Origin of the sequence: Moraxella catarrhalis, assembly GCF_001656295.1 — a bacterium.
Taxonomy (GTDB): domain Bacteria; phylum Pseudomonadota; class Gammaproteobacteria; order Pseudomonadales; family Moraxellaceae; genus Moraxella; species Moraxella veridica.
In genome coordinates this window covers 1-21,362 of record NZ_LXHE01000003.1, presented here as the reverse complement: position 1 = coordinate 21,362, position 21,362 = coordinate 1, and the positions used below count along the sequence as shown (strand labels likewise).

The window sequence follows — 21,362 nt, the reverse complement described above, 5'->3', positions numbered from 1 at the left end:
TCAAATATCTTAAGGGCGTATTTCCCCATGTCCAAAGACCACCCATTTTTCGCTCGTCAAGCCGTGTAAGCCTACTGGACCACGCGCATGGATTTTATCGGTAGAAATGCCAATTTCTGCACCCAAACCGTACTCAAAGCCATCCGCAAAGCGGCTTGAGGCATTGACCATGACACTGGAGGAATCGACTTGGCGGATAAATGTATTGGCAGCGCGGTAATTTTCGGTGATGATCACATCCGTATGGTGGCTACCGTAATGATTGATGTGAGCAATCGCCGCCGATAAATCATCAACCACTTTCACCGCCAAAATCGGCGCAAGATATTCGGTGTACCAATCTTCTTGTGTGGCTTGAACCAAATTAAGCTGGGCATCTTTTAACAGCGCAAACGATCGCTCGCACACTCGAAATTCCATGGCATCATTGACAGCATGCATGGCAGACAAAATCTTAGGCAGCGCTTGATCGGCGATTTTTTCATGCACCAGCAGCGTCTCCATAACATTACAAGGCGCATACCGAGATGTCTTGGCGTTCACGGATACCTCGATCGCCATTTTTAGGTCAGCATCTTTATCAATGAACGTGTGGCAATTACCATCCAGGTGCTTAATCACAGGCACTGTCGCACCGCGGCTGATCCGCTCAATCAGACCTTTACCGCCGCGCGGAATGATGACATCGACCGTTTGTTTCATGGTAATCAGGCTATCGACTGCCGCGCGGTCTGTGGTGGTGAGCACCTGCACAATGTCAGTAGGCAGATTGACCTTTGCCAAGCCTTCGTGAATACACGAGGCGATCGCTTGATTTGAGTGATAAGCCTCTGAGCCGCCGCGCAGGATGATGGCATTGCCTGATTTGATGGCAAGACTTGCCGCCTCAAGCGTGACATTAGGACGAGATTCATAAATCATGCCAATCACACCAAGCGGTACACGCATCTTACCCAGCTGAATGCCCGATGGGCGATAGGTCAAATCGCTGATCTCCCCAATTGGATCAGGCAGCGTGATCACATCATCCAAAGAAGCGATCATGCCCTCAAAACGCACATCGTTTAAGATCAGCCTATCCAATAAAGCAGCATCAAGCCCATTATTTTTTCCATTTTGGACATCGATGGCATTCGCAGCCAGCACGTGATCTTTTTGATTGAGTAGCACTGATTTGATGGCGGTCAGTGCGTGATTTTTTGTTTTAGTATCAGCCGCCGCCAACACAGCAGAAGCCTGCTTAGCTTTGGTGCCGACCGATTGCATATAAGCAGCAACATCAAACGATTGAGCAGTCATAATCTTTCCCCAATAACAGTGACAACCATCAATTGTAAGCATAAAATTATCAAAATACCACCCCGAATGATTGCAAATCTCAATAAATACAGAAAAAATTGCGAAAAATATTTTGTCTTTATGGCTTTTTGGGGTAAAATTATAGTGCTAAATTTTGTTTTGATGAAATTGTATAGATATTTGCTGGCCTTTTGTGCTGATTTTCACCTGTTTTAGGATTTTTCATGACCGATTCACACCCCATTGCCCTGGATTTACAAGACATTCATAAAAGCTATGGCTCACTTGAGGTGTTAAAAGGTGTGTCTTTGACTGCGCACGATGGCGATGTGATCAGTATTTTGGGTTCATCAGGCTCTGGCAAGTCCACTTTACTGCGCTGCATCAATCTGCTTGAAAAGCCAACGTCTGGCAAAATCATCGTCGGTCAAGAAGAACTAAAACTTAAATCGCACAAAGGCGAATTGGTCGCTGCCGATAATAAACAGCTTGAAAAATTTCGCTCAAAAATCGGCTTTGTGTTCCAAAACTTCAATTTGTGGCCGCACAAAACCATTTTACAAAATATCATCGAAGGTCCCACCCAAGTGCTTGGCATCTCAAAAGCCGATGCCATCAAAGACGCCGAGCGCCTTTTGACTAAGGTCGGGCTTTTGGATAAAAAGGATGCCTATCCTGACAACTTGTCAGGCGGTCAGCGTCAGCGCGTGGCGATCGCTCGTTCGCTTGCGATGCATCCACAAGTGTTGCTTTTTGATGAGCCAACCTCTGCACTGGATCCTGAGTTGGTCAATGAAGTGCTGTCGGTGATGCGTGAGTTGGCTGCCGAAGGTCGTACCATGCTCATCGTCACGCATGAGATGCGCTTTGCTCGTGAAGTCTCAAGCAAAGTGGTGTTCTTACATCAAGGTCGCATTGAAGAAATTGGCACGCCTGAAGAAGTGTTTGACCACCCAAAATCAGCGCGCGTACGCGAATTTATGGCATCGCACCGCTAATTTTATTTTTGCCAAATTTTTATTAATCCAAGGAATTTATCATGATGAAACCATTTGCCACTTTGGCAGCTGTTGCCTGTGTTGCTTTGGTTGGTTGCACCAAAGAAGAAGCCAACACCCAAACAGCGGCGCCTGCCGAACAAGCCCAAAAAAGCATTGTCATCGCAACTGAAGCTGCCTATCCTCCATTTAATGACACCGATGCCAGTGGTAAGATTGTCGGTTTTGATGTGGATGTGATGAATGCCTTGTGTGCCGAGATGAATGCTGACTGTCAAATCATCGCTCAAGATTGGGACGGCTTGATCCCAAGCTTATTGGCAGGCAAATATGACGCCATCATCGCAGGCATGTCTATTACTCCTGAGCGTCAGGCGCAGGTGGATTTTTCGGATTCTTACTTTTCAAATACCATCGTTTGGCTTGCCAAAAATGACGGCAGCTTTGATCCAAATGACATCACCAACAAAACCCTTGCCAGTCAGCGCGGTACCACTGGCGCTGCCTACATCACCGAAAAATATGATGGCAAAGATGGCAACCGTGTTCAGCTACATGACACCTACACCAACTCTTATTTGGATATGAAAGCAGGACGCAATCATGCGGTCATGGCTGAAAAAGTCTCAGCTGCCGATTGGCTTAAGCAAGAAGACAATGGTGAGTTTGGCTTAATCGGTGAAGAGATTGACAATAACGACCACTTGGGTATCGCTGTGCGCAAAGGCGATAGCCTAAAAGCTGAATTTGATGCAGCCTTAGCCAAAATCAAAGAAAGCGGTAAATTGGCAGAAATTGAAAAAGCGCACTTTCAATAAGCTGATTTTTAGGTTTGGCGCATCTTTTTTTGAATGCGCTGGTTATCCATTCTTGCATATTAAGCGTATTAAGGGGTTATCATGAAAACACTGTTAAAATTTACCGCAGCCACACTTTGTGTTTCTTTACTTACTGCTTGTAGCAATGAGCCTACGACCAATACCAAAACTGCTGCTACATCTAACAGTTCAACCACCCAAAAAGAATTGATCATCGCTACTGAATCTAGCTTTAAGCCATTCAGCTATCTGGACAATCAAGGTCAACTGGTGGGCTTTGAGATTGATTTGGCAAATGCGCTGTGCGAGCAGATGCAAGCCGACTGTCAAATCGTAAGCCAAGACTGGGACAGCCTGATTCCAAGTTTAAATACCAATAAATCTGACGCCATCATGGCAGGCATGTCGATCACCGAAGAGCGCCTAAATGCGGTGGATTTTAGCGAGCCTTATTTTGATAATACGCTTGTGCTGATTGGCAAAAAAGGCAATACTGCCACCATCGATGACATCGCTGGTAAAACGGTTGCAACACAGCAAGCAACCGTTTCAGCTGAATATCTTCAAAAACATTATCCAGACGCTATCATCAAAACTTATGATAAACAAGACAATGCTTATCTTGATTTGACTGCTGGTCGTGCTGAATTCATGCTGTCTGATGTCGTGCCTGCCGCCGACTGGTTGACCACTGATGCTGGTTCTGAATTTGAAATCAAAGGCGCACCCATTGACATCGGCGATAAAGTTGGGATCGCTGTGCGTAAAGACAGCAGCCTAAAAGCAGACTTTGACGCTGCACTTGCCAGCCTAAAAACCAACGGCAAATATGATGAAATTGTTGCCAAATACTTTGATAGCCAAGCGGTAAGTCAATAAGTTTGGCTAATGACGCTGTCGCTTTGAGGTGGTTCAAAGCGGTGCCATCGAGAATTTCAGTAACACCAAATCAAGGAGTAGATTGTGAAATTTAAAACATTTGGACTGATGGCAGCCATTGTTGGCGCATTTAGTATCTCAGCTTGTAGCGGTCAAAATGAACAAAGCTCAGCGGGCAGTGGTGACACCCTGCGTATTGCCACCGAAGGCGCTTATGCACCGTTTAACTACACCAATCCAGACGGTAGTTTGGGCGGCTTTGATGTGGATATCGCTAATGCCTTATGCGAAAAAATGCAAACCAAATGTGAAATCATCGCTCAAGATTGGGATGGCATCATACCATCTCTAAAAACAGGCAAGTTTGATGCCATCGTTGCGGCAATGTCAGTGACCCCTGAGCGTAGCGAGCAAGTGGATTTTAGTGAGCCTTACTTTATCAACTCTTTGGTATTTTTGGCAAAAAAAGGCTCAGATTTTGATCCAACCAGTGCAGACGCGATCAATGCTGCCAAGATCGTCGCTCAGCGTTCAACCATCTCAAGCCAGTGGTTGACCCAAACTTATCCAGACAGTAAGCCGCAGCTGTATGATACGCTGGACAATGCTTTTATTGACTTGGGTAATGAGCGTGCTGATGCGATGATTTCTGATAAGCTGCCAGCACTGACTTGGCTTAGCTCAGATTTGGGTCAAAATTTTGAGATCAAAGGTGAGGATATCGATATCGACGACAAAATCTCAATCGCTGTCGATAAAGGTAACACCGCATTATTACAAAAGTTCAATGAGGCTTTGGCTGCAATCAAGGCTGACGACACCTACAAACAGATTGTCATTGAGCACTTTGGCGAAGCAGGTATGCCAAACAACATTGAATAAGGCTTCTAAGAAGTCATAAAAAAACTCTGCGCTTTCGGCGGTAAAACCCATCGCCGAAAGTTGCTTTTTGTATGGCAATTTGATTTTTGCTAAACCATCCTTTGATGATTGGCTGAGTGGTTTAACCAAAACCAATCAATCTCAGCGATCAACTGATGGTATTTTTTAATTTAAGGTACTGGCGTGTTTGACTTACAAGGCTACGGCCCCATTTTATTGCAAGGTACAATTTTGACCATAAAACTTGGACTTGCCAGTTTGGTGTTTGGTCTGTTATTTGGTTTGCTTGGTGCGCTTGCCAAGCTTTCTGGCGTTTGGATATTACAAAAAATTGCCAATGCTTATACGACGATTGTCCGCGGTATCCCTGAGCTTTTGATGGTTTTTTTCATCTTCTTTGGCGGTAGTGTCATTTTGGCCGCCATCGCAAGACAAATGGGCTACACAGGGCGCATTGATGTGAGTCAATTTTGGGCAGGGGTTGCCGCCCTATCCATCATGTTTGGTGCTTATGCGACCGAAGTTTTTCGCATGGCGATTCAGGATATCCCCAAAGGGCAATGGGAGTCCGCTCAAAGCATTGGCATGACGCCAATACAGACTTTGACGCGCATTATCCTACCCCAAATGTGGATGGTGGCATTGCCTGGTCTTGGTAACTTAACTTTGGTACTGCTTAAAGACACCGCCTTGGTTTCGTTGATTGGTTTACAAGACTTGATGTATTTTTCACAGCGTGCCGCGCAATCCACCCAAAAACCTTTTACCTTCTATTTGGCTGCTGCTTTCATCTATTTGGCTTTGACGTCAGTGATTACGCTTTTTACCATGTGGTGCGAATCTCGCGCCAACCCTGCTGCGCGGTATGCTAAGCTGCTTCACAAACACTCAGGGGGTCGATCATGAACTGGAATTGGCAAGCAATTATTAAATATTTTCCAGATTTGCTCGCTGCATCGGTCACCACCATTGAGCTTGTGGTGCTGTCTTGCGCTTTGGGTCTTGTGTTTGGCGTCATTCTTGGTCTGTGGCGACTTTCTCCAATATTGTGGCTTCGAGCCATTCCAGCAGCTTACATTTTTTTCTTTCGCGGCACGCCTTTACTGGTTCAGATTTTCTTAATTTACTATGGCTTGGGGCAGTTTACCGCCCTAAAAGAGTCTTTTCTTTGGGATCCAATTTTTAGCCAAGCCTACTGGTGCGCCATCATCGCCTTTACCTTAAACACTTCAGCCTATATCGGTGAAATCGTCCGCGGTGCAGTTATGGCCGTGCCTGCCGGAGAGCTGGAAGCTGCCGACGCCATTGGCATGTCGAGACTGCAAAAATTGCGCCGCGTCACTATGCCGCGTGCCTTTGGTATCATGATACCTGCTTATAGCAATGAAGTGATTTTCATGCTCAAGGGGAGCGCTTTGGCAGCATCGATTACGGTGGTTGAACTGACGCATAAGGCGCGAGACATCATTGCCATCACTTATCTTAATTTGGAGATATTTTTTGCCGCTGGCGTGATTTATTTGGTGATCAGTTGGGTATTTTTATTCATTTTCCGCCAATTTGAGCGCCATGTTAATCGCCATAAACGCTATATTCCGCCTGTGGTGAATCCAAATCCACCGATTTAATTTAGGAAGACTTATGACATTACATACCATTATTTTGGCTGCTGGAAAAGGCACGCGCATGAAATCTAGCCGACCCAAAGTTTTGCAAACCTTGGCAGGCAAGGCTTTGGTTCAGCATGTGTTAGATACCTGTACACAAATTCAAGCAGATGGCACGATTTTGATTTATGGCTTTGGCGGTGAGATGGTCAAAGAGGCACTGTCTGCCTATCCGATCACCTTTGCTGAACAAACTCAGCAGCTAGGCACAGGTCACGCGGTCAAGATGGCACTGCCCCATATGCCAAAAGAAGGCAAGAGCCTTATCTTGTACGGCGATGTACCCCTAACTCAAGCCGACACCTTACAAAACCTTGTCAAAGCCAATACCAGCGGTATTTCGATGCTGACTTTGAATGTTGAGCATCCATTTGGTTTGGGGCGGATTGTCCGAGATCAGGGCAAGGTCGTTGCCATCGTCGAAGAAAAAGACGCCGATGCCCAACAAAAGCTAATCACAGAAATTAACAGCGGTATCTATTGTATGGACAATGCACTCCTACACAAGTACCTACCCATGCTCACTAATGACAATGCCCAAGGCGAATATTATTTGACAGATATTGTCAAATTGGCTGTTGATGATGGCATTGAGATTGCGACCATTGAACCTGAGTTTGCCTTTGAGATTGAGGGCGTCAATGATCGCATTCAGCTTGCTAATCTTGAGCGAGCCTTTCAATCACACCAAGTTTATCAGCTACAATTGGCTGGCGTACAATTCGCCGACCCAAATCGTGTCGATATTCGTGGCACATTGACCTGTGATCAAGATGTTTTTATTGATATTAATACAGTATTTGTCGGTGATGTCCATTTGGGCGAAGGCGTGCGGATTGATGCAGGCAATGTCATTACAAATAGTCATATTGGCAAACAAACACACATTAAACCCAACTGTGTCATTGATGATAGTATGATTGGTCAACATGTGGCTATTGGACCATTTGCCCATCTAAGACCAAAAACCGTACTGGCAGATGATGTCAAAATTGGTAATTTTGTTGAAACTAAGAAAACGACCGTCGGTGTAGGCAGTAAGATTAATCATCTCAGTTATGCTGGTGACAGTATCATCGGACAAGATGTGAACGTTGGCGCTGGTGTGATTACATGTAATTATGATGGCGTAAATAAGTTTACCACGACAATTGGTGACCGTGCTTTCATTGGCAGTAATTCAAGCTTAGTCGCTCCTGTGACGATCGGCAGTGATGCGACGATCGGCGCAGGATCGGTCATCACCAAAGATGCTAAAGATAATGCTTTGACCTTAGCCAGAACAAAACAAGCCACCATCACAGGTTGGTCTCGCCCTACTAAAAAGACCAAATGATGACCACTGAATATTTGGTCCATGCCACTTAATCAAAAATAAATGCCGCTAAGTTTAGCGGCATTTATGATGGAAAAAAGCTTATCTTTTTTCGCCAAGTTTTGCACTGATCTCACGCAGCAGCAGAATCTTCTCTGCTGGCTCTTCTGGCGCTGTGGGCTCTTCTGCCTTACGGCGTAATTTGTTCATCGCCTTGACCATCATAAAGATAATAAATGCCAAAATGATGAAGTTGATAACAACTGTAATAAAGCTGCCATAAGCCAGCATCGGTGCGCCTGCTTCTTTAAGCACTTCATATGTCATCGGCACGCCAGCTGACGCATCACCCAGCAAGATGAACATATTTTTAAAGTCGAACTCACCACCCATGATGAATGCAATGATCGGCATGATCACATCTTCAACCAATGATGTGGTGATCTTACCAAAAGCCGCACCGATGATTACACCGACCGCCAAATCCATCACATTGCTTTTAAGGCAAATTCTTTAAATTCTTGAACTAAACTCATGATATATACTCAAATATCAATTAAAATAAGCGCATCCGACCATCCAAACCCATACAACCGGTCTAAAATCGCATGCACACAGTAGACAATAAAGTCATCCACAGCGGCGCTGAACTTCAACACCGCTGCCAAGGCTATCAATCTTTTTTACGACTAAAGCGCTTACGCTCATTTTCAGTCAAATAACGTTTACGAATGCGAATCGATTTGGGCGTCACTTCAACCAATTCATCATCTTCGATGAACTCAAGCGCCTGCTCAAGCGTATAATCCAGCGCCGGCGTCAAAATGATCGCATCGTCAGAGCCTGAAGCTCGAATATTGGTCAGCTGCTTGGCTTTGGTTGGGTTCACTACCATATCATCTGAGCGTGAATTGATGCCAATAATCATGCCTTCGTACACTTCAAGCTGCGGCTTAGCAAATAAACGGCCGCGCTCTTGTAAGCTAAATAACGCATAAGCCAAACAGGTACCTGTTACCATCGATACCAAAACACCATTTTGGCGCTTAGCCACCGTGCCTTCTTTGGCAGGACCATAGTGGCTAAAGCTAGAAGTCATGATACCTGTACCTGACGTCATGGTCAAAAAGGCTGAACGAAAACCGATCAAGCCGCGAGAAGGAACAGTCGCTTCGATGCGAATACGACCTTTACCATCAACTTCCATATTGGTCAGCTCGCCCTTACGGTTGCCCATCTCCTGCATGACCGCACCTTGATGCTGCTCCTCAACATCAAAAGTGACATTTTCGAACGGCTCGCACATGACACCATCAATCTCTTTCATGATCACTTGCGGGCGAGAAACGCCAAGCTCAAAGCCTTCGCGGCGCATATTTTCAATCAATACTGACAAATGCAGCTCGCCACGACCTGAAACTTTAAATTTTTCTGGACTGTCTGTATCTTCGACACGCAGCGCAACATTATGAATCAATTCACGATCAAGTCGCTCACGGATATTACGCGAAGTCACGAACTTACCCTCTTTACCGGCAAACGGTGAATCATTGACCTGAAAAGTCATCGAGACCGTCGGCTCATCAACAGACAGTGCCGGCAGCGCTTCAACATGCTGTGGATCACAGATCGTATCAGAGATATTCAAAGCATCGATACCTGTAATACAGACAATATCCCCTGCTTGAGCGGATTCAACATCAACACGCTCAAGGCCATGATAGCCCATGATTTTTAAAATGCGGCCATTTCGCTTATTACCATCTTTATCGATGATTGCAACGGGTGTATTTGTTTTGACTGACCCTCTTTGAATACGACCAACCCCAATCACCCCAACAAAGCTATTGTAGTCAAGGCTTGAGATCTGCATTTGAAATGGTCCATCAACATCAACTTTAGGCGGCTCAACAATGTCCACAATCGTCTCAAACAATGGTGTCATGTCTTCGGCAAGATTATCTGGCTCAAGTCCTGCGATACCATTGATGCCTGATGCGTACACAATAGGAAAATCCAGTTGCTCATCAGTTGCCTCAAGGCTGTCAAACAAATCAAATACTTGATCAATTACCCAATCTGCACGAGCCGCTGGTTTGTCAATTTTATTAATAATAACAATCGGCTTAAGCCCACGAGCAAATGCTTTTTGAGTCACAAATCGCGTTTGTGGCATGGGACCTTCTTGTGAGTCTACCAATAGCAGTACGCAGTCAACCATCGACATGACGCGCTCAACCTCACCACCAAAATCGGCGTGCCCTGGGGTATCGACGATGTTGATACGGTACTCGGTATTAGTGCGCTTATCTGTCCATCGGATAGCGGTATTTTTTGCTAGGATAGTGATCCCTCGTTCAGACTCAAGGGCGTTTGAGTCCATTACGCGTTCAATTTCACCAGAGCGCTCACCCAGCGCCCCTGATTGTTGTAAAAGTTTATCAACTAAGGTAGTTTTACCGTGGTCAACGTGAGCGATAATTGCGATATTACGCAAGTGCTTAATGTCGTTTGCCATATATACTCATATAAATTATGATCGTGCGATTTGCCCGATGTAATGAAAAGCCAATTTTTGGGCACAATAACCCAATTTTTAAAGCTAAGAAAACTGTTTATTATAACATAAGTTCAGTTTGTATAACTAAAAAAGATTTAACCACCAAATACAAAAAGCCACCTGTAATGGGTGGCTTTTTGTTATGCTGCTTACATACTACAAGCAACTTTTTAGATTATGGTTGAACAACCATATCTTTAGTTTGATCTACAGTAGTAGTTTTGCTACCAGTGATCACAGCTTCTACACGGCGGTTCATTGCTTTGCCTTCAGCAGTGGTGTTTGGAGCGATCGGACGATCGAAGCCATAACCTACAGCATTCAGACGATTTGGAGCAATACCAAACTCGTTAGATAGCATTGACTTAACAGCATTTGCACGAGCTTCAGATAGACGTTGGTTATAACGTGCACTTGAGCGTGCTGAGTCACGTGAAGCGTGACCTTCGATGGTTGCTGTTGCATTCGGGAACTCACGCATTTGAGCAGCGACTTTAGCAACTTCTTCACGATATTGTGGCTTGATCGCTGATTTATCGTAATCGAAGAAAACGCGAAGCTCTTGACGTAGCTCTTCTACTAGGTTAACTTGAACTGGGCAACCACGTGCATCAACAACAGTGTTTACTGGAGTTCCTGGGCAAGCATCTAGATGATCAGGCACACCATCTCTGTCTGAGTCAACAACAATATCTTCAATCACAACTGGCTCAGGTTTTGGTGCTGGTTTAGGAACAATCACGGGTGCTGGAGCAACAACTGGCTCTGCCACTGGCGCTACTGGTACTGCAGGTGCCAAACGACCACCTAGAGTGACTTCTAGACCAGCCAAAGCCAAACCTTCCCACCATTTGTTATCAAAGTTATGGATGGCACGAGCTTCACCACGGAACGCAAGGGCATCATTTACTAAGTAACGAGCGCCAAGACCTAAGTTACCGATGGTGTCTTTAGACTCAGCAACTTCTTGACCTGCTTTTACAACTTGAGCTTGTGCAATGTTTTGCCCATTGGCTACTTCTGCTGTATAACCATCGATTGCATTTACTTTAATTTTAGATTGACCAGCACCGATCAATACGTATGGTTTGAACTTATTAGCTGGGTTATAACCAGTAAACTGCTCAGTACCGATCAAGAAGTTACCGCTGATGGTTTCTTGCTCTGCATCAAAACGATGTGCAGACTTGTCTGAAGACTGTGCATCACGGTTAGAGATACCATATTCAACTTGGAACTGAGTTGATGGTGTAAGTTCGATACCAATCGCAGCACCAGTCCATAACTCACTGTCAAGTGCTACACCGCCGTTGGCTGGTGCGTTGCCATCTTCTAGCTTCTTGCCAGTGCGTAAGATTTCGCGTTGATCATCATGAGCTTCGTCAGTGTAATGATAGCCAAGTAGTAATGGGCTAACAGTTACGCCAGCTTGAGCAGCAACAGGCGCTGCAGCTGCAGCGATTACCGCAAGAGCGATTTTGTTAAATTTCATAAATTCCTCCAAGGAATGGTTGGTTTTTCAAGATTACCGCACCTATTTTAGCATAGCTATCCAGCACCTGCCAATAATCTGTTACAAAATTTTGCAGATTCTGGGCGACCAATGAGTCACGCTGCTAATAGGTATTTATTGTGGCTTGTAGGCTTAGCTTAATGGTAAATGAATTTATTTACAACCTTTTTTTGAATAAAAATACATAATATTACACAACAATCATCATTGTTTACGATTTTCTTTCTAAAGGGTTAATTATTTATCATTTTACCTTCCGTAAAGGCTGCCTTCATCGCCTTCACTGCACTCTCAAGACCCATAAACACGGCATCAGCAATCAATGCATGGCCAATATTTAGCTCATGGATACCATCAATTTGAGCAATGGCTGCAACATTAGCACGCGTTAAGCCATGACCGGCATTAACCAATAGCGAAGAATTTGCTTGCGCGTAGGCGGCTGCTTGTTTAATGCGCTCAAGCTCATGGTCAATCTTGGTTTGATCATTTTGTAAAGTGGCATGGGCATAAGTGCCGGTATGCAGCTCGATGGCATTGGCACCCAAAGCAATTGCAGCATCAATTTGATGCAAATCTGGATCGATGAATAAAGACACCTGAATGCCTGCCTGCTGAAGGCTGTGTATGAATGCTTGAAAATTTGGTAAATTGACAACATCAAGCCCGCCTTCGGTGGTGAGCTCTTGGCGTTTTTCGGGAACAAGGCACACCCACGCCGGACGCACTTTAAGTGCGATACCAAGCATCTCCTCCGTCACCGCCATCTCAAGATTCATGCGAGTCTTGAGCCGCTGAGCCATTTCATACACATCGGCATCACGGATATGCCGACGATCTTCGCGCAGGTGTAATGTGATCCCCGATGCGCCCGCCTGCTCGCAGATGAGTGCCCCTTCAATAGGACAAGGATAATCCACGCCGCGCGCATTTCTTAATGTGGCAATGTGGTCAATATTAACGCCTAATAATGGTTCGTTCATCATATTCCTTAATAAATTTAATCGCTATTGCAAATACTGGATACTTTGTTGCCACAATGTACGGCTGTGCAAGGGCTGATAGCCCAACAAATCATCCAAAAGCTCCTTTTGAATTTGGCTAAATTGATTCAAAAAACGCAAGGCAAGTTCTGGATCATCTATCGCAGCACCCATCTGTAAAATCTGGGCGCCTGTATAACAAGCGCCACCGACCTTAATCTGGCGATCGGTCTGAGTCAGTGCAATGTGATCCAAAACAAAGCCCATTTGAGGGATATAGTAATAAATGGCATCATCATTGATCGGTGCCCCATGCCCATCAACATAAAAATCCATCCCCACTCCAAGTTCTGAAAATAGCGCCCTTTCAAAGCTTCGTAAGTAAAGCTTCATGGCTTGCATCTCATCTGCCAGTGACAATGACAGCCGATCAAGTGCGTGAAGTTTGGCAGTATTGGCATGATACACTTGCCACAGCTCAGGGCAAGGACTTTCGGTATCAAGCAGCTTATAAAGCACTTCATTCATATATAAAAGCGCATACTGGACTCGCCCCGTGGTCAAGCCATAACTTGCCTGATTCCAAGTGTCTTCACTTGACTGCGTTTTTAGCTGCTGCGCAAATTCGCCTGAAAATCCCAAGCTGATTTGACTAAAACTTTTTAATGATTTTGCGCCACTTGACATCAGCCAAATTGGCGCAAATAAAGGCATACCACGCGCACCAACACCATGCACCACCCCCTGCTCATACGAAAAAAATTGATAAATCGCTCGCTTTTCTTGATAGGGGCGCTGATGAATCAAATAACCATTAAGCGCAGTGGCACGCATAAATCTGTCTCAAAATGTTTGGCTTAGTTTGGCTTAATAGCCCAAACTGTTCAGCGCACGCTCATCATCACTCCAGCCACGCTTCACTTTTACCCAAAGCGTGAGCATGATCTTGCGATCAAACAGCACTTCCATATCTTTACGAGCGTCAATACCCACCTGTTTGATACGAGCGCCTTTATCTCCAATGACGATCGACTTTTGACCCGCTCTTTCTACAAAAATTGTGGCATCAATGAATGTGACCGCCTTACGCCATTTGCCCGTTTCTGGATCGCGGTGCGCAGGCTCATCCTTAAAGGTATCAATCTGTACGGTCAAATCATAAGGCACTTCATCACCCGAAGCACGCATGATTTTTTCACGGATGATCTCCGATGCCAAAAAACGCTCTGAACGGTCAGTGATTTGCTCAGCATCAAAAATTGCAGGTCTGACCGGCAGATATTCGCCAATGACAGACTGCAAGCGATCAAGATTATGGTGGCGAAGCGCAGAAACAGGGATAATATCTACAAACTCAAAACTTTCACTAAAGCTTTCGATCACGGGCAGTAGCTGGGCTTTATCTTTGATCGTGTCTGCCTTATTAATTACCAAAATAACTGGCAAATTGGTCGCAGACAATTTCTCAAGCGTCAAAAGATCGTCTTCTCGCCATTGAAGCCCATCGACCACGAACAGCACCACATCCACATCTGACAGCGCAGAGATTGCTGCTTTATTCATCCGCTCATTGATGGCGCGCACTTCTTTACTATGAATGCCCGGGGTGTCAACAAACACAATCTGCATGTTTTCATCGGTTAAGATGCCATGAATGCGATGACGGGTTGTCTGCGGCTTTCTAGAAGTAATGGACAGCTTTTGTCCAAGCAGATGGTTCATGAGCGTCGATTTGCCGACATTGGGACGCCCAACAATCGCGACAAAACCCGCCTTAAAAGACTCATTTTTCGGCGTTGATTGACCTTCAAAAAACGCCGAGATGGTGTCTTCATTGTTGTGAGTTTTAGTATCGTCAGACATATTTTTCCTTATGATTGCTTTTCAATTAACCTGCTTAAAGCAAATTTAATTGTTAAGTGATAATTTATTTAACTGATTAATCATTCTTTCAGCGCATTTTTGTTCAGCAATGCGGCGGCTGGCGCCCGTTTCTGTGATTGGACTGACATCTGCCACGGCGCAGCGACATTGCACCACAAAGACTTGATTAGGTGCGCTGCCTAGGGTCTGGATAAGTTCATAGGTTGGTAATGGTAAGCGATTGCCCTGAAGTAGCTCTTGTAGGCGGGATTTGGCATCTTTGAGCACCTGCTCTTGACCCACTTCTGTGATCAAATCTTTATACCAATCCATCACCATGCGATTGACGACATCCTCACCATCACTTTTTAAATTATCCAAATACACAGCAGCAATGAGCGCCTCGACTGCGTCCGCCAAAATTGATGCCCGGTGGCGACCGCCGCCTTTACGCTCACCAACGCCCAAAATCAAGTGCCGCGACAGCTCAAGACGATCAGCGATTTGAACGAGCGTTTCTTGGCGCACCAAAGTCGCCCGCATCCGCGTAAGTTTGCCTTCATCATGCTCAGGATACTGTGTAAATAATGCTTTTGCAATAATCAAACTCAAAAGCGCATCTCCCAAAAACTCCAGTCGCTCATAGCTTTGTTTGGGGTCATACGAGCGGTGGGTCAAGGCGCGGCGTGGCAGCGAGCTATCTACAAACTGATATCCAAGCTTAGCGCAAAGCACGGGTAATCCTTGCTCAAAGTTGGTAAAGTATGGTAGCTGATCAGGCGTCTTAGTAGCTGATTTTGGTGCTTTGGTGATTTTTGAGGTTTTGTTATTCACAGTCAATTCCGGATCATTTAATCAATGGCACCATTACGCTCAAAATTTGGCAACTTAAAACCTGGCTCTTTATGCATCCAAATATAAGTTGCCTTGCCCGACAGATTGGATTCTGGCACAAAGCCCCAAAAACGCCCATCATCGCTACGATCGCGATTATCACCCATCACAAAGTACTGCCCTTTAGGTACCTCAATCGACCAACGCTCGCCACCAGAAGCAGCCAATTCTTTAGAATGCGCCATCAAAAATGGTGCTTGTGCTGACGAATTCATATCAGCCAAATATCTGACCGTATAAGTATGACCGCCCAAATTTTCGGTTTGATAGCGTGCCAAATGTTCTTCTTGACGCCCCCAATTTGCTCGGTCTACATCGCTAAGCAGTTGACCATGAATCATATTAGGCATCATTTTATCCAATAACGCACTTGGCATTTGATAATTTGCGGCTGCACTTCCTACTTTTTCACCATTAATCGACAACACCCCACGATTAAAGCTTACCGTATCTCCAGGCAAGCCAATCACGCGCTTAATAAAATAAATATTATCATTCACAGGATAACGAAAAACGGCAACATCGCCTCGTTTAGGGCTACCCGTATCCAAAATCTTAGTATGTGTAATTGGCAAACGAAGCCCATAAGCTGCTTTATTGACAATAATAAAATCGCCTGTGTATAAAGTTGGTACCATAGAAGATGATGGAATATTAAACGGCTCAACAATAAATGCACGTACAATCACAATCGCCAATAAAACAGGCAAAAACTCATAAGCCCAGCGCACCACTTTTGTTTCGCCGGCAGGATTGCCTTGTAAGGTGGCAAGCTTCACACGGCTTGCCTGATAATCCTGATAAGCTGCTTGCACATCACTTGGGGCGTGAGCGTCAGGCGTATAACTTTGGGCATCGGCACGCATGCCATGACTTGCCAAAGCCGACTCAAGCCTTTGCTGATGCATTGAAAATTGAGTTTCGGCAAATTTGACTGCTTTGTCATGCTGCTTGACGGCGAGATGTTGTTTTAGGGCAAGCTTATCCACCAGCCAAATCACCAAAAACGCCAAAGTTATCGGTACGATTATTAAATTAATGTCAAAATTCACCAAATTCTCCTACGGCAACTATGCCAAGCTTTATGCAGCGATACACGATCAAAAACTCAACTGTCAACTTTCAAAACAGCCAAGAATGCTTCTTGTGGAATTTCGACGCTGCCGACCTGCTTCATGCGTTTTTTACCTGCTTTTTGTTTTTCAAGCAATTTTTTCTTACGGCTGACATCGCCACCATAGCACTTTGCCAAAACATCCTTACGCATGGCTTTAACCGTACTTCTGGCAATGATTTGGCTGCCGATCGCCGCCTGAATCGCCACATCAAACATTTGACGAGGAATCAGCTCTTTCATTTTTTCAACCAACTGATTACCACGGCGGCGTGCATGTTCTTGATGGCAAATCATCGCTAGCGCATCGACTTTCTCACCATTAATCAGCACATCAACACGCACCAATTTATCCGCTTCATAACGCTCAAAACCATAATCTAACGATGCAAAACCACGGCTGGCAGATTTTAATTTATCAAAAAAATCCATCACAACCTCACCCATTGGGATATCAAATATAACCTGCACTTGCCGTGCCATAAATTTCATATCCACTTGTACACCTCGACGCTCAATCGCCAAGGTAATGACATTGCCTAAATATTCTTGAGGTACCAAGATATGGCAACGAGCGATCGGCTCACGAAACTCAGCAATGACACCTGTATCAGGTAGTTTGGATGGGTTATCCACATAAATAATATCACCATTTTTCTTGACAATTTCATAAATGACCGATGGTGCTGTCGTAATCAAATCAAGATCATATTCACGCTCAAGCCGCTCTTGAATGATTTCCATGTGCAGCATGCCCAAAAATCCACAGCGAAAACCAAATCCCAGGGCCTCAGAAGTATCAGGCTCAAAAAATAGCGCTGCATCATTAATTTGAAGCTTTTGTAAAGCCTCACGAAATTTTTCAAAATCACTGGAATCGATCGGGAACATTCCTGCATAGACTTGAGGCGTAACTTTTTGAAATCCTGGAATATTTTCTACATCTGGTGTTTTGGCATGCGTAATGGTATCGCCCACAGGAGCGCCTTGGATGTCCTTAATCCCTGCAATCACAAAACCTACTTCGCCTGCATGCAGCACATCCGTTTCTAGGGATTTTGGGGTAAAAACCCCAACCGAGGTGACAATGTGTGTTTCACCAGTCGATTTGATGAAGATTTTATCTCCTTTGGCGACCTGACCTTCACGCACGCGCACCAATGACACGACACCCAAATAATTATCAAACCAAGAGTCAATAATCAAAGCCTGTAGCGGTGCCTCGCGATCTCCTGTCGGTGCAGGAATAACATCGCACAATGTTGCTAATAATTCTTCGATACCAACCCCTGTTTTAGCAGATACCCTTGGTGCTTCCACAGCCTCAATACCAATAATATCTTCAATCTCTTCAATCACTCGCTCAGGTTCAACTTGGGGCAAATCAATTTTATTTAAAACAGGTAAAACCTCAAGCCCTTGTTCTACCGCTGTATAACAATTTGCAACACTTTGAGCCTCAACACCTTGAGCAGCATCAACAACAAGCAACGCACCTTCACAAGCCGCTAATGAACGAGATACTTCGTAACTAAAATCCACATGGCCAGGCGTATCAATAAAATTGAGTTGATATGTTTCGCCATTGGGATGATTATAGTACAAAGTTACCGATTGTGCCTTGATCGTAATTCCACGTTCGCGCTCGATATCCATGCTATCTAGCACTTGAGCTTGCATCTCACGGTCTGACAGACCACCGCAAACTTGAATAAAGCGGTCGGCCAAAGTACTCTTACCATGATCGATATGAGCAATGATAGAAAAATTACGAATATGAGAGATATCGGTTGGTTTTTTTGCAGTCATATAAAGCGCTTATCAAAAGAAAATAAAATAAGATAACAGAATATTTTACCTTATCTGACAATGTTTCGCCATCAATTTCACAGATTTTATGGGTAATTCGCAGGTAGAATAAATAGCATAAAAATTAAACACCCTTCCAAAAACGACAGCCAAAAACAATATTTTTATATAGTTTCACGATAAATCAAAACAGTTTTGTCAGATTAAAGTGACTATTTTAAACACCACAACAACCCTCAAGCCAAATCATAGTTAGCCACATACTTTGACAAACCAAACTGGTCAATTGATCGCTTTATGTTGTATGATCATTTGGGGTCTGTGATAAATCAACACCCAAGACAATACGAATGATAAAGTCTTGCTTAATCGGTAAAAAACCAGCATAATAGACCCATAATGCTAAATAAAAAGCCAAATTTACAATCGCTAAAAAACCAAACAAAACCAATCACACACATCAATGAGTACTATTGACATGAAAACAGACACACCTGTGGCAATTGCTAAAGCCTGTGATTATCCAACACTCACCCCCATTGACCGCCCCATTTTAACCCCACCAAATGGACATAAAAAAGTGCTGCTGCACTCATGTTGTGCCCCTTGTTCAGGTGAGGTCATGGAGGCGATGCTTGCCAGTGGCATTGAATTTACCATTTATTTTTATAACCCCAACATTCACCCCAAAAAAGAATACGAAATTCGCAAAAACGAAAACATCGCCTTTGCCCAAAAGCATGGCATTCCTTTCATTGATGCTGATTATGACATGGATAACTGGTTTGCCCGTGCCAAAGGCATGGAGCAAGACCCTGAGCGAGGTCGCCGCTGTACCATGTGCTTTGACATGCGATTTGAACGCACCGCCCTATACGCCCATGAAAATGGTTTTAATGTGATAACCAGTTCTTTGGGCATCTCACGATGGAAGAACATGGCACAAATCAATGACTGTGGTCATCGTGCCGCTGCCCCTTATGATGACCTTGAATATTGGGATTTTAACTGGCGTAAAGGCGGTGGCAGTAATCGCATGATTGAGATCAGCAAACGAGAGCATTTTTATCAACAAGAATACTGTGGCTGTGCTTACTCACTGCGTGATACCAATAATTTTCGCCGTAGCCAAGGACGAGAACCCATTAAGATTGGGGTTAAGTATTATGGTGATGAGCCAGTTGAATGATGGTCATAACACTCATAAACCATAAACACTCATAAACCATAAACAGTCATAACAGATACACGCCAAGCTTTTGATGAGCTTGGCGTGTTTTTACTGCTGTTTTTTATGGTGTGTTTTAATGAGCGTGATGATGGTGATGTGCTGGATTTAAGTGATTGTTTGCGGTTTTATCTTTGGATACTAAGGTTACCACCACCGTTGTCGTTTCTAAAAAGGTGCCTTCAATGTCATGCTTGCCATCAAAAATAAGCACATCACCTGAAGACAGCGTATGTGCTTCTTGACCATTTAATAACACCTGTGCCAAACCATTGGTAACAGTCAAGGTAACAATGTCGTTTGGGTGATTATGACGCTTCATCGGGGTGTCTTTACTAAAAGTTTTACGCACCGTTTGAATGCCCAATTCATTTTGATAAATAACACCTTCACCCTTTGGTAATATGCCCATTGGCTCTGCATGGGCAGAGGTGTGCAACCACGATAGTAATAAAACGAGTATTGATAAAATGGCTGTGCCAAGCCGTGTGTTGTTCATTGTTTTGTTGGTATTTTTCATGGGTCATGCCTTATTTGAATCTAAAACCAATTTATTACATTAACTATTTATCACAGCTTATTAAATATAACACAATTCATAGTAATAAAAAACAAAAAACTGATTTTATTTTTTAAGGTATTATTTGAGATAACAGAGCCTAAATTATAATAAAAATAAACACAAATAATGCCCATGTCAGATTTATGTAAATGCACCATCACGATTGATCAAAAATAGATCACAAAATAGTGGGTTTCATTAAGTACTACAAAATCAGTCTATTGTAGGTATTCTTTTATTATTCCTTTATCACCCCCCAAACAAAACCCCCCTTTGCTTCTGCAAAGAGGGGTTTAAAATAAGGTGCTGACGATGACCTACTCTCACATGGGCGAACCACACTACCATCGGCGCTAAGACGTTTCACTTCTGAGTTCGGGAAGGGATCAGGTGGTTCCATCTTGCTATTGTCGTCAGCGTAAAAGGATTAACAACGCGGTATGAGTCTGTTTGTTACTAAATCAAGATTAAGGTTCATCTTACATATTACCAATCAACACAGTCAGTGGGTAAAACCACTTGGGTGTTGTATGGTCAAGCCAAACGAGCAATTAGTATTGGTTAGCTACATGTATCACTACACTTCCACACCCAACCTATCAACGTCGTCGTCTACAACGGCTCTTTAGGGAAATCTCATCTTGAGGTGGGCTTCCCGCTTAGATGCTTTCAGCGGTTATCCCATCCGAACGTAGCTACCCGGCAATGCTTCTGGCGAAACAACCGGAACACCAGAGGTTCGTCCACTCTGGTCCTCTCGTACTAGGAGCAGATCCTCTCAAATTTCCAACGCCCACGGTAGATAGGGACCGAACTGTCTCACGACGTTCTAAACCCAGCTCGCGTACCTCTTTAAATGGCGAACAGCCATACCCTTGGGACCTGCTTCAGCCCCAGGATGAGATGAGCCGACATCGAGGTGCCAAACACCGCCGTCGATATGAACTCTTGGGCGGTATCAGCCTGTTATCCCCAGAG

At 44.3% G+C, this 21,362-nt stretch carries 18 protein-coding genes, 2 rRNA genes and 1 pseudogene; 8 read left to right on the top strand and 13 right to left on the bottom strand.

What is annotated here, in order from left to right; translation table 11 throughout:
- Positions 1 to 9: 9 nt before the first annotated feature.
- Positions 10 to 1,299 carry a glutamate-5-semialdehyde dehydrogenase gene (locus AO382_RS02660; RefSeq protein ID WP_064617956.1) on the bottom strand — a complete coding sequence of 430 codons (1,290 nt, stop codon included), beginning with the start codon at positions 1,297 to 1,299 and terminating at the stop codon, positions 10 to 12.
- Between the two features lie 224 nt (positions 1,300 to 1,523).
- On the opposite strand from AO382_RS02660, the gene AO382_RS02655 reads away from it, so the two are divergent.
- The 7 genes from AO382_RS02655 (at position 1,524) to glmU (ending at position 7,879) form a co-directional block, all read left to right on the top strand.
- Complete coding sequence (locus AO382_RS02655) at positions 1,524 to 2,297, top strand: ABC transporter ATP-binding protein (RefSeq protein ID WP_064611211.1); 774 nt, start codon at positions 1,524 to 1,526, stop codon at positions 2,295 to 2,297.
- A gap of 41 nt (positions 2,298 to 2,338) precedes the next feature.
- Positions 2,339 to 3,115: a transporter substrate-binding domain-containing protein gene (locus AO382_RS02650; RefSeq protein WP_064617955.1), complete on the top strand. Its 777-nt coding sequence runs from the start codon at positions 2,339 to 2,341 to the stop codon at positions 3,113 to 3,115.
- An 81-nt stretch (positions 3,116 to 3,196) separates the two neighbouring features.
- Positions 3,197 to 3,994, top strand: a complete 798-nt coding sequence (locus AO382_RS02645) for a transporter substrate-binding domain-containing protein (RefSeq protein ID WP_064617954.1) — start codon at positions 3,197 to 3,199, stop codon at positions 3,992 to 3,994.
- Positions 3,995 to 4,078: 84 nt separating this feature from the next.
- Complete coding sequence (locus AO382_RS02640) at positions 4,079 to 4,876, top strand: transporter substrate-binding domain-containing protein (RefSeq protein ID WP_064617953.1); 798 nt, start codon at positions 4,079 to 4,081, stop codon at positions 4,874 to 4,876.
- Between the two features lie 183 nt (positions 4,877 to 5,059).
- A complete protein-coding gene (locus AO382_RS02635; protein ID WP_064617951.1) occupies positions 5,060 to 5,782 on the top strand; it encodes an ABC transporter permease in 723 nt (240 codons plus the stop codon).
- Positions 5,779 to 6,504 (top strand): ABC transporter permease, encoded by a 726-nt coding sequence (locus tag AO382_RS02630; protein WP_064617949.1) that lies wholly within the window; start codon positions 5,779 to 5,781, stop codon positions 6,502 to 6,504. Before AO382_RS02635 ends, AO382_RS02630 begins: the two co-directional genes overlap by 4 nt.
- Positions 6,505 to 6,517: 13 nt before the next feature.
- A complete protein-coding gene (glmU, locus tag AO382_RS02625; RefSeq protein WP_064617947.1) occupies positions 6,518 to 7,879 on the top strand; it encodes a bifunctional UDP-N-acetylglucosamine diphosphorylase/glucosamine-1-phosphate N-acetyltransferase GlmU in 1,362 nt (453 codons plus the stop codon).
- Between the two features lie 81 nt (positions 7,880 to 7,960).
- On the opposite strand, the pseudogene mscL reads toward glmU, so the two are convergent.
- The 9 genes and pseudogenes from mscL to lepA all read right to left on the bottom strand — a co-directional run bounded on the left by mscL (position 7,961) and on the right by lepA (position 18,594).
- Positions 7,961 to 8,394 (bottom strand): annotated as a pseudogene (mscL, locus tag AO382_RS02620) (large conductance mechanosensitive channel protein MscL).
- A 137-nt stretch (positions 8,395 to 8,531) separates the two neighbouring features.
- Positions 8,532 to 10,376 (bottom strand): translational GTPase TypA, encoded by a 1,845-nt coding sequence (gene typA / locus AO382_RS02615; protein WP_064610679.1) that lies wholly within the window; start codon positions 10,374 to 10,376, stop codon positions 8,532 to 8,534.
- Positions 10,377 to 10,593: 217 nt separating this feature from the next.
- Positions 10,594 to 11,910: an OmpA family protein gene (locus tag AO382_RS02610; protein WP_064617945.1), complete on the bottom strand. Its 1,317-nt coding sequence runs from the start codon at positions 11,908 to 11,910 to the stop codon at positions 10,594 to 10,596.
- A 254-nt stretch (positions 11,911 to 12,164) separates the two neighbouring features.
- The gene (gene pdxJ, locus AO382_RS02605) at positions 12,165 to 12,914 is read right to left on the bottom strand and encodes a pyridoxine 5'-phosphate synthase (RefSeq protein ID WP_064617944.1); all 750 of its coding nucleotides are present in this window, start codon (positions 12,912 to 12,914) and stop codon (positions 12,165 to 12,167) included.
- Between the two features lie 24 nt (positions 12,915 to 12,938).
- A complete protein-coding gene (recO, locus tag AO382_RS02600; RefSeq protein ID WP_064617942.1) occupies positions 12,939 to 13,748 on the bottom strand; it encodes a DNA repair protein RecO in 810 nt (269 codons plus the stop codon).
- 33 nt (positions 13,749 to 13,781) lie between these two features.
- Positions 13,782 to 14,777, bottom strand: coding sequence for a GTPase Era (gene era / locus AO382_RS02595; RefSeq protein WP_064617941.1), 996 nt, complete (start codon positions 14,775 to 14,777; stop codon positions 13,782 to 13,784).
- 45 nt (positions 14,778 to 14,822) lie between these two features.
- Entirely contained in the window at positions 14,823 to 15,611 is a 789-nt protein-coding gene (gene rnc / locus AO382_RS02590) for a ribonuclease III (RefSeq protein ID WP_064617998.1), read from the bottom strand.
- A 17-nt stretch (positions 15,612 to 15,628) separates the two neighbouring features.
- Entirely contained in the window at positions 15,629 to 16,723 is a 1,095-nt protein-coding gene (gene lepB / locus AO382_RS02585) for a signal peptidase I (RefSeq protein WP_064617939.1), read from the bottom strand.
- Positions 16,724 to 16,779: 56 nt separating this feature from the next.
- On the bottom strand, positions 16,780 to 18,594 hold the full coding sequence (gene lepA / locus AO382_RS02580) for a translation elongation factor 4 (protein WP_064617935.1): 1,815 nt from the start codon (positions 18,592 to 18,594) through the stop codon (positions 16,780 to 16,782).
- Positions 18,595 to 19,072: 478 nt separating this feature from the next.
- On the opposite strand from lepA, the gene AO382_RS02575 reads away from it, so the two are divergent.
- Entirely contained in the window at positions 19,073 to 19,783 is a 711-nt protein-coding gene (locus tag AO382_RS02575) for an epoxyqueuosine reductase QueH (protein ID WP_064617934.1), read from the top strand.
- A gap of 115 nt (positions 19,784 to 19,898) precedes the next feature.
- Here AO382_RS02575 and AO382_RS10975 read toward each other — a convergent pair whose 3' ends face one another.
- The 3 genes from AO382_RS10975 to AO382_RS02560 all read right to left on the bottom strand — a co-directional run.
- On the bottom strand, positions 19,899 to 20,342 hold the full coding sequence (locus tag AO382_RS10975; RefSeq protein ID WP_227513608.1) for a hypothetical protein: 444 nt from the start codon (positions 20,340 to 20,342) through the stop codon (positions 19,899 to 19,901).
- A gap of 346 nt (positions 20,343 to 20,688) precedes the next feature.
- A 5S ribosomal RNA gene (rrf, locus tag AO382_RS02565) occupies positions 20,689 to 20,802 on the bottom strand.
- 112 nt (positions 20,803 to 20,914) lie between these two features.
- A 23S ribosomal RNA gene (locus AO382_RS02560) occupies positions 20,915 to 21,362 on the bottom strand; the annotation flags it as partial.